The following is a 13,967-nucleotide window of genomic DNA, read 5'->3' on the forward strand; positions in this document are numbered from 1 at the left end:
TGCTACTCGCCTCGCTCGAGCCGCTCCAACCGGACTGCGCGGCGCATCGTGTCGCGGGCGCGTCCGCGGTCGCCGGCGTAGTCGTAAGCGCGTGCGAGCCGGTACGAGCTGCGCCAATTGTCCGGGTCGGCTTCCCACTCGGCTTTGACCTGCGCGAACACCTCGTCGGCGGCAGCGCGTTCGATACGCCCGGACGCTCGCCTCGGCAGAGCGGACACGTCGAGCTCGCGGCCCTCGTCGTGGATGCGGCGCGCCAGATGCTGATGTTGCAGTCCCGCCCTGACCGTGGCGGTCACGATCCAGACGCCGAGCAGCGGGAGGATCAGCACGCCGATGCCGAGCCCGATCGCCGCAGGTCGACCGTCGGAAATCAGCTGAATACCTCGCTGGCCGAGCAGGACGAAGTAGAACGCCAGCGCGATGACGAGCGCCGCAATGAGTGCGACCTTCTTGGTGACTTCGCTTGTCACAGGTCCAGCAGAGGGTCGAGGCCGACGGTCAGCCCGGGCCGGCTCGCGATCTGTCGGACACCGAGCAGCACGCCCGGCGCGAAGGATGAACGGTCGATCGAATCGTGCCGGATGGTCAATGTCTCACCCTGTGTGCCGAACAGCACTTCCTGATGAGCAACGAGGCCCGCGAGTCGGATGGAGTGCACACGTACACCGGCGACATCGGCGCCACGCGAGCCTTCCAACTCGGTCGTCGTCGCGTCGGGGCTCTTGCCGACACCCGCAGCGGCGCGCGCGTCGGCGATCAGCGCAGCAGTCCGATAAGCCGTGCCCGACGGAGCGTCGGCCTTGTTCGGGTGATGCAGCTCGATCACCTCGACCGAGTCGAAGAACCGAGCCGCCTGCTCGGCGAACCGCATCGTGAGAACTGCGCCGATCGCGAAGTTGGGCGCGATCAACACGCCGGTCTTCGGGCTGTCCGCCAACCAGGAACGAACCTCGTCGAGGCGGTCGTCGTCGAATCCCGTCGTCCCGACAACGGCGTGAATCCCGTTGGCGACCAAGAACTTCAGGTTGTCCATCACAACATCGGGGTGCGTGAAATCCACCACCACCTCGGCGTCGGACTCGACGAACTGCTCGATCGGATCGCCCTGATCGACGGTCGCCACCAGTTCCAGATCGTCCGCTGCGTTCACCGCGTCGCAGATCGCTTTACCGACCTTGCCGTTCGCCCCCAGCACGCCGACCCGAATAGCCACTTGCCCTCCACTGTTCGTCAACATCTCCCGAAGAGCCTAGCCGCCGCCGATTCACTAACCGCTCGTGAGTCTTTTTGGAGTCTATGGACTCCTAAAAGACTCACGAGGGGCGAAGAAAATGACCAGCGCTCAGGAGACGATCCCCCGGACCGCGGCGGGGAGGTCGCGCTGACGTTTGTACGGACCGACGACGGCGGCAGCGAAAGGACGGTTCAACAGCTCGGCCGCCACGGCACGGACCTGCTCAGTGGTGACCGAGTCGATCTTTGCCAAGGTTTCGGAGATGCTGCGATGGTTGCCGTAGCTGAGCTCGCTGCGGCCGATGCGATTCATCCGCGAACCTGAATCTTCCAGTCCGAGAACCAATCCCCCACGCAACGAACCTTTGGCGCGGGCGCATTCGGCGTCGGTGATGCCTTCGGCGGCAACATCGGCCAAGACCGCTCGGGCCAGCGTCGCGACGTCTTTCAGGTTCTCCGGCTGGCACGCGGCGTAGACCGAGAACGCACCGGTGTCGGCGAACGTATCGACACTCGAGTAGACCGAGTAGGCCAGCCCGCGTTCTTCCCGAATCTGTTGGAACAAACGAGAACTGAGTCCGCCGCCGATCGCGGTGTTGAGCACCGACAACGGCCAACGGTGGGTGCCCTCGTGCCTGCCGAACGCTCTGACGCCGAGCGACATGTGGACCTGTTCGCTGTCACGCGTCATCACGCTCAACGAAGGACCCGTCGCGAGGCGAATCGTTCCCTCGCGCCTCGGCGCGGGTGTCGCCGCCTGATCCAGATGACCGTCGAACGCGCGCCGGACCAACTCGACCGTGTGGTCGTGCTCGACGTTGCCCGCCACAGCGACGACCATGCGGTCGGGCGTATAGCGGCGCACGTGGAACGAATGCAGCTGCCGCCGGTTGATCCCCTCGATCGAGTCGACCGTGCCGATCACCGGCCGCCCGATCGGATGATCGCCGAAGAGGGCCCCGAGAAAGACGTCACCGAGTAGATCTTCGGGGTCGTCGTCGCGCATCGAGATCTCTTCGAGCACGACTTGCCGCTCGACGTCGACGTCTGCACTTCTGCACTGACCGCGCAGCACGACATCGGACACCAGATCGACCGCAAGTGGCAGATCGTCGTCGATGACGTGGGCGTAGAAGCAGGTGAGTTCCTTCGACGTGAACGCGTTGAGCTCGCCGCCCGCGAAGTCCATGACCTGCGCAATATCGAGCGCGGACCGCGTCGGCGTCGATTTGAACAGCAGATGCTCGAGAAAGTGCGCAGCGCCTGCGACCGAGCGAGCCTCGTCACGCGATCCGACGCCGACCCACACTCCGACCGATGCCGACCGAACGCCGGGCACGTACTCGGTCACGACGCGCAGGCCGCCCGGGAGCACCGACCGCCGGACCCCGGAATCGGGCGCCTTCTGCGCAACCGAACGACCCCCTCGCGCCGCAGAACGACGCAAGGGGGCCACTGTTTCGGGTTTCTTACTCAGCCGAAGCCGCCTCGGGAGCGGCGTCGACGGCCGGTGCCTCGGCAGGTGCTGTGTCGGCGGCTGGCGCCTCGGCAGCTTCTTCCTCGGGGACCGGGACGAGCGAGATCTTGCCGCGGTTGTCGATGTCCGCGATCTCGACGCGCAGCTTGCTGCCGACGCTGACCACGTCTTCGACCTTGGCAATCCGCTTGCCGTTACCCAACTTCGAGATGTGCACCAGTCCATCGCGGCCCGGGAGCAGCGAGACGAACGCGCCGAAGGCAGTGGTCTTGACGACCGTGCCGAGGAAACGCTCGCCCACCTTGGGCAGCTGCGGGTTGGCGATGGCGTTGATCATGTCGATCGCGGCCTGGGCAGACGGACCATCGGTGGCGCCGACGAACACGGTGCCGTCGTCTTCGATGGAGATGTTCGCACCGGTTTGCTCGGTGATCGAGTTGATCATCTTGCCCTTGGGTCCGATGACCTCGCCGATCTTGTCGACCGGAACCTTGATGGCCGTGACGCGCGGGGCGAACGGGCTCATCTCGTCGGGCGAATCGATGGCCTCGGCCATGACTTCGAGGATCGTGACGCGGGCGTCGTGCGCCTGCGACAACGCACCGGCCAGCACCTGCGACGGGATGCCGTCGAGCTTCGTGTCCAACTGCAGCGCCGTGACGAAGTCCTTGGTGCCGGCAACCTTGAAGTCCATGTCGCCGAAGGCGTCTTCGGCGCCGAGGATGTCGGTCAGTGCGACGTAGCGCGTCTCACCGTCGACCTCGTCGGAGACCAGACCCATCGCGATACCGGCAACCGGCGCGCGCAGCGGAACACCGGCGTTGAGCAGCGACAACGTCGACGCACAAACCGAGCCCATGGACGTCGAACCGTTCGAGCTCAGCGCTTCGGAGACCTGACGGATGGCGTACGGGAACTCGTCCTGGCTCGGCAGCACCGGAATCAGGGCGCGCTCGGCGAGAGCGCCGTGACCGATCTCGCGACGCTTCGGCGAACCGACGCGACCCGTCTCACCGGTCGAATACGGCGGGAAGTTGTAGTGGTGCATGTAGCGCTTGCTGGTCTCGGGACCGAGCGAGTCGACCTGCTGCGCCATCTTGACCATGTCGAGGGTGGTGACGCCCATGATCTGGGTCTCGCCACGCTCGAACAGCGCGGAGCCGTGTGCACGCGGGACGACGGCGACCTCGGCCGAGAGCGACCGGATGTCGGTGATGCCACGGCCGTCGATGCGGAACTGGTCGCGCAGGATGCGCTGGCGCACAAGCTTTTTGGTCAGCGATCGGAATGCTGCACCGATCTCCTTCTCGCGGCCTTCGAAGTCGCCGCCGAGGCGCTCGAGCACGTCGACCTTGACCTCGTCGATCTTGTCTTCGCGGGCGTGCTTGTCAGCGATGGTCAGCGCCTCAGTCAGTGCTGCGCTTGCGGCACCTTCGACTGCGGAGAACGCATCGTCCTGGTAGGCCGGGAACACCGGGTAGTCACCGGTGGGCTTGGCGGCCTTCTCGGCGAGGTCCTGCTGGGCCTTGCACAGTCCGGCAATGAACGGCTTGGCAGCTTCGAGGCCTTCGGCGACGATTGCCTCGGTCGGCGCCTGGGCGCCGCCCTCGATCAACGCGATGACGTCCTCGGTGGCTTCTGCTTCGACCATCATGATCGCGACGTCACCGGTATCGGTGACGCGACCTGCCACGACCATGTCGAACACGGCCTTTTCGAGCTGCTCGGTGGTCGGGAACGCGACCCAGGTGCCTTCGATCAGTGCGACGCGAACGCCACCGACCGGACCGGCGAAGGGCAGGCCGGCGATCTGAGTCGATGCCGAAGCGGCGTTGATGGCGACGACGTCGTACATGTCCTTCGGATCGAGGCTCAGGACCGTGATGACGACCTGGATCTCGTTGCGAAGGCCGTCGACGAACGTCGGACGAAGCGGCCGGTCGATCAGGCGACAGGTGAGGATCGCGTCCGTCGACGGGCGGCCCTCACGTCGGAAGAACGATCCGGGGATGCGGCCCGCCGCGTACATGCGCTCTTCGACATCGATGGTGAGCGGGAAGAAGTCGAAGTGATCTTTCGGGTGCTTGCTGGCCGTGGTTGCCGACAGCAGCATCGTCTCGTCGTCGAGGTACGCAACGACGGCGCCGGCGGCCTGACGGGCGAGCCGACCGGTCTCGAAACGGATGGTGCGAGTTCCGAATGCGCCGTTGTCGATTACGGCGGCGGATTCGAATACGCCCTCTTCGACCTCGATTGCTGTGCTGGTGGATATTGCTGTTTCAGTGGTTGTCATCTTCAGTGCCTCTCGTCTTCGCCGTACCCGCGCGGACGTGCCACAACCCTCCTGGCTGCGGTACGTACACCTGGCGCGCGTCCCCTTGGACGTGGCTGCGCGGTGGCGGTCATCGATCGAAGCTCTCCGGGCGAGCGCTCGTTTTGCGCTTCCGAAAAGCCACTACCGAAGACCGACGCCACGAGTGGCAGGTGCATACGGCCCTTTGTGGATATCTCGATCCACGGTTCTTTTTCTTGTTCTTCTTCTTCTTGTACTGCGCTGACTACACAATCGACAAACACAGGTAGCCAACAGGGTCAATAGTAAGCATTGCCCTGTTGGCTACCTGGGATGATCGCAAATCTGTTGTGTGCGTCAGATCGATCAGCGGCGCAGTCCGAGTCGCTCGATCAGTGTGCGGTAACGCTGGATGTCGACCTTCTGGACGTACTTCAGCAGGCGACGACGACGCCCGACCAGCAGCAGCAAGCCGCGGCGGGAGTGGTGATCGTGCTTGTGTGTCTTGAGGTGCTCGGTGAGGTCGACGATGCGCTTGGTGAGCATCGCAACCTGAGCCTCGGGCGAACCCGTGTCCTTCTCGTGCAAGCCGTACTCGGCGAGAACTGCGGACTTCTGCTCGGTGGTCAGTGCCACTCGTTTACTCCTGAATGTGTATGTACCGCGTGCAAGAAACAAATGGCGCCGCCACCGCGGACCGCAGCAGACACCAGCGGTCCACAATACCAGGGGAAACGAGGGTCAGAGACCAGCGTCGAGCACCGTGCGGGCTTGCTCGGCATCTCGACCCATCGCGACGATCAGCTCGTCGACCGAGGAGAACTTCTCCATGCCACGAAGATGCTGGACGAAATCGACGGCAACATGCTGGCCGTACAGATCCGCTTCGCCGTCGAGCACGAACGCCTCGACCGTCCTGGTGCGGCCCGAAAACGTGGGATTGGTACCGACCGAAATGGCCGCCCTCGCGCGCGTCCCCGGGGTGACCGTGCCGATCGTCGGACCTGGTCCGAGCACCGTGAACCACCCCGCATAAACACCGTCGGCAGGGATCGCGGAGTACATCGGCGGCGCGACGTTTGCGGTCGGGAAGCCCAACGCCCGCCCCCGGCCGTCGCCGTGGACGACGACGCCTTCGACTCGATGGGGCCGCCCTAGTGCCTCGGCAGCGGCGGCGACATCCCCAGCATCGACGCAGGCGCGAATATAGGTCGAGGAGAACGTGACTGCGTGCTCGCCGAGCAGCTTGACCGCGTCGACCTCGAATCCGAAGCGGTGACCTGCTTCTTCGAGGGTCTCGATCGTGCCCGCGGCCTTCTTGCCGTAGGTGAAGTTCTCGCCGACGACGACCGCGGCGACGTGCAGCCGCTCGACCAGAATCTCGTGGGCGTAGCGCGCCGGCGTCAATTTCATGAAGTCCTGCGTGAAAGGCATCACGCAGAACACGTCGACGTCGAGTTCCTCGGCGAGTTCGGCTCGCCGCGTCAGCGTCGTGAGCTGCGCGGGGTGGCTGCCGGGACGCACAACTTCCATCGGATGCGGGTCGAAAGTCATCAGAACCGCGGCGATACCGCGACGCCGCGCCGATTCGACTGCGCGCGTGATCAATTCCCGATGTCCGCGATGTACTCCATCGAATACACCGATCGTGAGAACGCAACGACCCCAGTCTGCTGGAATCTCGTCGAGACCTCGCCATCTCTGCACACATGGCAGCCTACGGAAACAGCATTGGGCGGTCACCTCGGGAGCCGCTTCACGTGGTCGGAATGGTTGATTAAAGCCGCTCCGAACTATATTGTTCGGACACCCATAACCTCCTCGTAAGGTTTGCCCGAATGACATTGGCCGATACTGTCCGACCCACACTGGCACGCGCACGGTCCCGAACCTTGCTACTCGGTCCGGCGTTCGTCGCGGCCATCGCGTACGTCGACCCCGGCAACGTCGCATCGAATATCAGCGCAGGTGCACAGTTCGGCTACCTGCTGGTCTGGGTGATCGTGTGCGCCAACGTCATGGCCGGCCTGGTCCAGTTCCTGTCCGCCAAGCTGGGCCTCGTCACCGGCATGTCACTCCCCGAGGCCGTGCGAGAAAGCTCCAGCCGTCGCGTTCGGCTCGCGTACTGGTGCCAGGCGGAACTGGTCGCGATGGCCACCGACCTGGCCGAGGTCGTCGGCGGTGCGATCGCGCTCTATCTGTTGTTCGACCTGCCGATGCTGATCGGTGGCGTCATCACCGGCGCAGTGTCGATGTGTCTGCTCCTCGTGCAGGACCGATACGGTCAGCGCCCGTTCGAGCGGGTCATCACCGGTTTGCTCGCCGTCATCGCGATCGGCTTCCTGACCAGCGTCTTCGTCGCTCCCCCTTCACCCTCCGGTGTCGCGGCGGGCCTGGTGCCACGGTTCGACGGCGCGGAGAGCGTATTGATCGCGGCGGCAATGTTGGGCGCGACGGTCATGCCGCACGCGGTGTACCTGCACTCTGGGCTCGCGCGTGACCGCCACGGCCACCCCGAGGCCGGCCCCGCCCGCAAGCGATTGCTCGGGGCTACGCGCATCGATGTCGTTCTCGCCATGATTCTCGCGGGCGCGGTGAACCTGTCCATGCTGCTCGTCGCGGCGAAGGTTTTGCGCGGACGTGAAGGTGTCGATTCGATCGAAGGCGCACACGCCGCGATCGGCGACATCCTCGGACCTATCGTGGCCTTGCTGTTCGCGATCGGCCTGCTAGCGTCTGGATTTGCGTCGACCTCGGTCGGTGCCTATGCGGGTGCGATGATCATGCAGGGCCTGCTGCGACGCAAGATCCCGCTGTTGTTGCGCCGCTTGATCACCCTCGTTCCAGCAATCGCCATCCTCGCTCTGGGCTTCGATCCGAGCCGCGCGCTGGTCGTCTCGCAGGTCGTGCTGTCGTTCGGCATTCCCTTCGCGCTGATTCCTCTGGTCCGGTTCACCAGTAACCGCACGCTCATGGGCGACGACGTGAACCATCGAGTCACCACGGGCCTGGCTTGGCTCGTCGCGGCTGTGATCATCGTGCTCAATGTCGCGTTGATCTACCTGACCGTCACAGGCTGAGCTACCGGACCGGTTCTGTGCAGCTCGACGGCGCGTCGACGAGCGAGCAGGTCACGGCCGGCCTGGACGGCACAAAGCCGCTCGGCACACCGCCGTCACGGATGATCTCCTGGTATGCGGCGACTGCGTCGGTCGGGCGCCGAGTCAGCGACGGGTCGGTCTTCACATCGACTGTATACAACCCGAAACGCGGCGCGTAGGAGCCCCATTCGTAATTGTCGGTGAGGCTCCAATAGTTGTAGCCGATGACGTTCATGCCATCCGCTGCGGCGCGCTGCAGCCAGTAGACGTGATCGCGCAGATGCGCCGCGCGGGTGTAGCCGTCGCGTCGCGGCAGCCCGTTCTCGGTCGGCATTCCGGCCTCGACGATGTAGAGCGGACGACCAGGGAACTTCCGGGCGTAGTGACGCAGCGTGTAGTAAAGCCCGTCCGCTTCGATCGGGAAGTCCCAGAAGTTTGCAGAAGCGGGTAATTGCGACGACGGCGACAGGCCGTAGTAATAGTCGATACCGACGAAGTCGAATTTGGCTCGGTCCAGAAATTGCTGGTCGAGTGCGGCTTCCGCGCCACCCGGAACGTAGGCGACGTTGCTCGTCACCATCGCGTTCGGTTGGACGGCGTGGATGTGGCCGTAAATCGTGTTGCTCGCCTGCACGAGGCGGTCGAGCATCGTCGGCGCATCGAGCGGGCCGATGCCGCCGAACCGCAACTCCTGCAAGACATACGCCGACGGTTCGTTGATCGTCACCCACATCGGGTCGTATTGCGCGTAACGGTCGACGACGCGACGCGCGTTGGCCAACCAGTCTTCGAGCATGCGCGGGTCGCGCCAACCGCCACGATCGGCCGCCCAGCCCGGATACACCCAGTGGTCGAGAGTGATCATCGGCCGCATGCCGGCGGCTCGGATTGCACGAATCACGTTGTCGTAGAACGCGAATCCATTCTCGTCCCACACCCCCGGCTGCGGCTGCACGCGCGCCCACTCGACGCCGGTCCGGTAAACGGTCGTTCCGAGATCCTTCGCCAGCGCGATGTCGTCGACGTAGCGATGAAGGAAATCGACGGAGTTGCCGTACCGATCGTCCGTCTTTCCCGAATCGACGTAGCGCCGCCAGTTGCTGTCCGGAGCAAACCCTTCCGACTGGAAGCCTGACGAGCTCACACCCCACATGAATCCGGGCCCGAGCGGTGCCACCGATGGCGGCGCGGCGTTGGCTGGAATCGACCCGACGAGCAGCAACGATAAGGCGATCACAACGCAGCGGCGGATCCCCGAGACGGCCATGTCGGCCACCATAACGTGTGAAACGAGCATGGTTTGCCTAAGCTCTAGCGCGTGGTGTCCAAACAAGAAGGGTCCGAGGCCCGCGACAACGGGCATCCTCAGCAATCGCTGTCGTCCGTAGCGCAGGACTACCTGAAGGTCATCTGGACCGCCCAAGAGTGGTCGCAAGAGAAGGTCTCGACGAAGCTGCTGTCCGAGCGCATCGGCGTCTCGGCGTCGACCGTGTCGGAGGCGATCCGGAAACTCGCCGATCAAGGTCTCGTCGATCATGCGAAGTACGGTTCGATCACCCTGACCGAGGCGGGCCGCCTGGCGGCCGTCGCCATGGTCCGGCGCCATCGACTGTTGGAGACCTTCCTGGTCCACGAGCTGGGCTACGGGTGGGACGAGGTGCACGACGAAGCCGAAATCCTCGAGCATGCCGTCTCGGACCTGCTGATGTCGCGCATCGATGCCAAGCTGGGTTTCCCCGCGCGCGACCCCCACGGTGATCCGATTCCGTCGGTGGATGGCGCGGTCCCGACGCCGCCCGCCCGCCAACTCAGCGACTTCGCCGACGGAGAGGCAGGGCGGGTCGCACGGATTTCGGATTCGGACCCCGCAATGTTGCGCTACTTCGATTCGGTCGGGATCGCGCTCGATACCGTGATCAGCGTCGTCGAACGCCGGGATTACGCCGGTACGGTCTCGATCCGGATCGGCACCGAATCCGCCGACGCCATCGATCTCGGAAGCCCCGCGGCACAGGCGATTTGGCTGACCCACAGCTAGCTCACCCCCCACTCCGTGCGCGCGTCTCACCCCTCCAGGGGTGAAAATCACGCACAGTCATGCGGGGGCAGTACCGTATGACCGTGTCAACTATCACCAGTGGCGAACTGCTCGAAGCACTTGTGGACGGCTTGCCCGAGGGGTCCGTCATCACCGACCGGGACCTCATCGAGTCCTACCGCCAGGACTACGCACGCGACCCCGATGCCGGCGTTCCGCTCGCCGTCGTGCGCGCCAACTCCACCGAAGACGTGCAGGCGGTCATGCGGTGGGCGACCGCGCATCGCGTCCCCGTGGTACCCCGCGGCGCTGGTTCCGGACTGTCCGGCGGGGCGACCGCTGTCGACGGCGGCATCGTGTTGACCACCGAGCGCATGCGCGGCATCGAAGTGGATCCGGTGACGCGCACGGCAGTCGTCCAACCAGGTCTACTGAACGCCGACGTGAAGAAGGCCGTTGCGGCGCACGGGCTCTGGTACCCGCCCGACCCGTCGTCGTTCGAAATGTGCTCGATCGGCGGCAACGCCGCCACGAACGCGGGCGGACTGTGTTGCGTGAAGTACGGCGTCACAACCGATTACGTCCTCGGACTGCAAGTAGTGCTGGCCGACGGCACCGCGGTCCGGCTGGGCGGGCCGCGCCTGAAAGATGTTGCGGGGCTTTCACTGACGAAGCTCTTCGTCGGCAGCGAAGGAACGCTCGGCATCATCACCGAACTCACGCTGCGGCTGATACCCGCACAGCCCGTGCAGAGCACCGTCGTCGCCTCGTTCTCCTCGCTACAGGATGCCGCCGACGCAATCCTCGCGATCACCCGGTTGCTGCGGCCGTCGATGCTGGAGTTCATGGATTCGGTGGCAATCAACGCCGTCGAAGACGAGCTGAAGATGGGACTCGACCGCAACGCTGCCGCGTTGCTCGTCGCACGGTCGGACGCACCTGGTCCGTATGCGGCGAACGAAGCCGAGACGATGGCGAATGTCTGCCGCGACAACAACGCGACCGAGGTCTTCAGCACCGACGATCCTGAGGAGGGCGAAGCGTTCACCGTGGCACGACGTTTCGCAATTCCGGCGGTCGAGCTGAAAGGCGATCTGCTGCTCGAGGACGTCGGCGTGCCACTCCCCCAGCTCGCTGCGTTGGTGAACGGGATCGCCAACATCGCCGCCAAACGCGAGGTGATGGTCTCCGTGATCGCCCACGCCGGCGACGGGAACACCCACCCGCTGATCGTGTACAACGCAGCCGACAAGGCGATGACCGAGCGCGCTCACATCGCCTTCGGCGAAATCATGGACCTCGCAATCTCGTTGGGCGGCACCATCACTGGAGAGCACGGCGTCGGCAGGTTGAAGAAGGCATGGCTGCCGGACTACGTCGGCGAAGACGTCATGGAGCTCACCCGCAAGATCAAGAACGCGCTCGACCCGAACGCAATCCTCAACCCGGGCGCGATCATCTAGTTTGCGGACGCGACGCCGATCATGTTTGACTCGGATCAGCGTCGCGTGCCGGTGGCGGACCGCGTCAGGCATGGAGGCGCCGTACCCCACGAGGTTCATCGTGAGCATCAGTTTCAACCACACCATCGTCCATGCGCAGGACCGACAAGCATCGGCTGCTTTCTTCACTTATCTGTTCGGGCTTCCTGAAGCGGTCCCTGCCGGTCCGTTTCTCGCCGTGGAGCTCGAGCACGGCGTGTCACTCGATTTCGCTGGACCGACCGAGAACATTCAGCCTCAGCACTACGCGTTCCTCGTCAGCGAGGACGACTTCGACGCTATCTACGGTCGAATTGTCGAACGCGGGATCAAGCATTGGCCGGATCCGTTCCAATCGGCCGAGAACGTCATCAACAACAACGACGGCGGTCGCGGCGTGTACTTCCTCGACCCCGCAGGTCACTTCCTCGAGATCATCACCGTCCCTTACGGTGGCTGGCCGAAGTAGCCGACCGCGCATAGTGTGGATTTCCACCCGCCTAGCGAGTGGAAATCCACACTTCTCGAGGAGCAAAGGTTCGCCAGTGCTGACGACCACCAAATCGACCGGCGCCTTTGTCGACGTCGCCGTCGTCGTGGTGGTTCTCGTCTGCACGAACCTGATCGCGCACTTCACGACCGTATGGGCCAGCCTCGGCGCCGTCCCCGTTGCCGCGTTGGTGCTGGTCGCGCTGACCAGACGCCGGGGTCTCGGCTGGGAGGAACTCGGTCTCGGACGCAGGCAACTCCGTACCGGCGCCCTGTACGCGCTCGGCGCCGTTGGTCTTGTGGTCTCCGTCGTGGCGATCGGTGCAGCGCTGCCGATGACGAGGCCGATGTTCATGGCGGACCGATACGCGACGATCTCGGGCGCCCTGATCGCGTCGATGATCGTGATCCCCCTGCAGACCGCGATCCCCGAAGAACTCGCCTTCCGTGGCGTCCTGCACGGCACGTTGTCGCGGGTCTACAGCTTTCGCGGCGTCGCGATGGCAGGCTCGCTGTTGTTCGGTCTGTGGCACATCGCGTCCTCGCTGGGTCTGACGGCGAGCAACCGCGGCTTGAGCTCCATCTTCGGCGGCGGGACGACCGGTCAGGTCGCGGGCATCGGCTGCGCAGTCGTGGCGACCGCTGCTGCCGGATTCGTCTTCACCTGGCTTCGTCGGCGGAGCGGCAGCTTGCTGGCGCCGATCGCGCTGCATTGGTCGCTCAACGGCGCGGGTGCCCTCGCCGCGGCCGTGGTCTGGCATGCCTCGGTGACGTCGTGACCTACCGCGTGATTCAGTGGGCGACCGGTGGTGTCGGGGCGGCGGCTGTGCGCGCGGTGCTGCGGCATCCCGACCTCGAACTCGTCGGCTGCTGGGTCCACAGCGACGACAAGAACGGTAGGGACGTCGGCGAGATCATCGGGACCGAGCCGATCGGGATCAATGCCACCACCGACGCGGCAGCACTCCTCGCGATGGATGCGGACTGCGTCGTCTATGCACCGCTGATGCCGGACAAGAAGGTCGTCGCGGACCTGCTCGGGTGCGGGAAGAACGTCGTGACACCGCTGGGCTGGTTTCTGCCCACCGATCGAGACGCTCGCCTCGAAGCCGTCGCACAGGAGGCGGGAGTCACTCTGCACGGCACCGGTATCGATCCCGGCGGCATCACCGATCTGTTCCCGCTGATGTTCTCGGCGCTGACGTCGGCTGCAACATTCGTTCGTGCCGAGGAATTCAGCGACATTCGCAGCTACAACGCACCCGACGTCGTGCGATGGATCATGCAATTCGGCGCTACCCCCGCGGAGGCGATGGCCGGCCCGATGCTCGGCTTGCTCACCGGCGGCTTCACTCAGTCGTTGCGAATGATCCTGCAAGGCATGGGCTTCGACCGGAGCGCCGAGATCCGCACACATCAAGACGTGGCCGTCGCGACGGCGCCCATCGACTCCCCCATCGGCGTGATCGAGCCTGGCTTGGTCGCAGCGCAGCGGTTCCAATGGGACGCCGCCATCGGCGACAAGACCGTCGCGCGCATCGCCGTGAACTGGCTGATGGGCGATGAAAATCTCGAACCAGCTTGGGATCTCGGGGCCGCGGGCGAACGGTTCGAAGTCGAGATCAAAGGCGACCCCGACATGCTCGTCACCATCAAAGGCCTGCAGCCCGAGACGCCGGAAGCCGGGTGGCTCCGCAACCCTGGCATCGTCGCGACGGCGAATCACCTGGTCAACTCGATTCCCTACGTCTGCGACGCCGCCCCGGGGATCAAAAGCTACCTCGACCTGCCCCTCATGGCCGGTCGAGCCCACCCGACCCTTAGCGACCGCCCGTGAGTGAGTTTGGCCCTCCCA

The 13,967-nt window shown here is 64.7% G+C and carries 13 protein-coding genes; 6 read left to right on the top strand and 7 right to left on the bottom strand.

Annotated elements, in window-relative coordinates:
* Positions 1-2 precede the first annotated feature (2 nt).
* The 6 genes from FGL95_RS03880 to FGL95_RS03905 form a co-directional block, all read right to left on the bottom strand.
* Positions 3-470 carry a hypothetical protein gene (locus FGL95_RS03880; RefSeq protein ID WP_169584854.1) on the bottom strand — a complete coding sequence of 156 codons (468 nt, stop codon included), beginning with the start codon at positions 468-470 and terminating at the stop codon, positions 3-5.
* On the bottom strand, positions 467-1,213 hold the full coding sequence (dapB, locus tag FGL95_RS03885) for a 4-hydroxy-tetrahydrodipicolinate reductase (protein ID WP_338079695.1): 747 nt from the start codon (positions 1,211-1,213) through the stop codon (positions 467-469). Before dapB ends, FGL95_RS03880 begins: the two co-directional genes overlap by 4 nt.
* Positions 1,214-1,342: 129 nt before the next feature.
* Positions 1,343-2,689: a M16 family metallopeptidase gene (locus FGL95_RS03890; protein WP_420838011.1), complete on the bottom strand. Its 1,347-nt coding sequence runs from the start codon at positions 2,687-2,689 to the stop codon at positions 1,343-1,345.
* Between the two features lie 13 nt (positions 2,690-2,702).
* Complete coding sequence (locus FGL95_RS03895; protein ID WP_206071417.1) at positions 2,703-5,003, bottom strand: polyribonucleotide nucleotidyltransferase; 2,301 nt, start codon at positions 5,001-5,003, stop codon at positions 2,703-2,705.
* Positions 5,004-5,369: 366 nt separating this feature from the next.
* Positions 5,370-5,639: a 30S ribosomal protein S15 gene (gene rpsO, locus FGL95_RS03900; RefSeq protein ID WP_169584857.1), complete on the bottom strand. Its 270-nt coding sequence runs from the start codon at positions 5,637-5,639 to the stop codon at positions 5,370-5,372.
* A gap of 105 nt (positions 5,640-5,744) precedes the next feature.
* Positions 5,745-6,710 (bottom strand): bifunctional riboflavin kinase/FAD synthetase, encoded by a 966-nt coding sequence (locus tag FGL95_RS03905; RefSeq protein WP_338079696.1) that lies wholly within the window; start codon positions 6,708-6,710, stop codon positions 5,745-5,747.
* Positions 6,711-6,841: 131 nt separating this feature from the next.
* Here FGL95_RS03905 and FGL95_RS03910 point away from each other — a divergent pair, with 131 nt between their 5' ends.
* Positions 6,842-8,083 (top strand): Nramp family divalent metal transporter, encoded by a 1,242-nt coding sequence (locus FGL95_RS03910; RefSeq protein ID WP_169584859.1) that lies wholly within the window; start codon positions 6,842-6,844, stop codon positions 8,081-8,083.
* A 1-nt stretch (position 8,084) separates the two neighbouring features.
* Here the strand turns inward: FGL95_RS03910 and FGL95_RS03915 are convergent, their stop codons facing one another.
* Positions 8,085-9,371, bottom strand: a complete 1,287-nt coding sequence (locus FGL95_RS03915; protein ID WP_206071419.1) for a family 1 glycosylhydrolase — start codon at positions 9,369-9,371, stop codon at positions 8,085-8,087.
* A gap of 54 nt (positions 9,372-9,425) precedes the next feature.
* Between FGL95_RS03915 and FGL95_RS03920 the strand changes: the two genes are divergently transcribed.
* The 5 genes from FGL95_RS03920 (at position 9,426) to FGL95_RS03940 (ending at position 13,949) form a co-directional block, all read left to right on the top strand.
* Positions 9,426-10,142, top strand: coding sequence for a metal-dependent transcriptional regulator (locus FGL95_RS03920; RefSeq protein ID WP_169585224.1), 717 nt, complete (start codon positions 9,426-9,428; stop codon positions 10,140-10,142).
* A 92-nt stretch (positions 10,143-10,234) separates the two neighbouring features.
* Entirely contained in the window at positions 10,235-11,605 is a 1,371-nt protein-coding gene (locus FGL95_RS03925) for an FAD-binding oxidoreductase (protein ID WP_338079724.1), read from the top strand.
* A 100-nt stretch (positions 11,606-11,705) separates the two neighbouring features.
* Complete coding sequence (locus FGL95_RS03930; protein WP_169584862.1) at positions 11,706-12,092, top strand: VOC family protein; 387 nt, start codon at positions 11,706-11,708, stop codon at positions 12,090-12,092.
* A 76-nt stretch (positions 12,093-12,168) separates the two neighbouring features.
* On the top strand, positions 12,169-12,891 hold the full coding sequence (locus tag FGL95_RS03935; RefSeq protein ID WP_338079697.1) for a CPBP family intramembrane glutamic endopeptidase: 723 nt from the start codon (positions 12,169-12,171) through the stop codon (positions 12,889-12,891).
* A complete protein-coding gene (locus tag FGL95_RS03940; protein ID WP_169584863.1) occupies positions 12,888-13,949 on the top strand; it encodes a dihydrodipicolinate reductase in 1,062 nt (353 codons plus the stop codon). Before FGL95_RS03935 ends, FGL95_RS03940 begins: the two co-directional genes overlap by 4 nt.
* Positions 13,950-13,967 lie beyond the last annotated feature (18 nt).

It is taken from the genome of Antrihabitans stalactiti, from assembly GCF_012932915.1.
Classification (GTDB): domain Bacteria; phylum Actinomycetota; class Actinomycetes; order Mycobacteriales; family Mycobacteriaceae; genus Antrihabitans; species Antrihabitans stalactiti.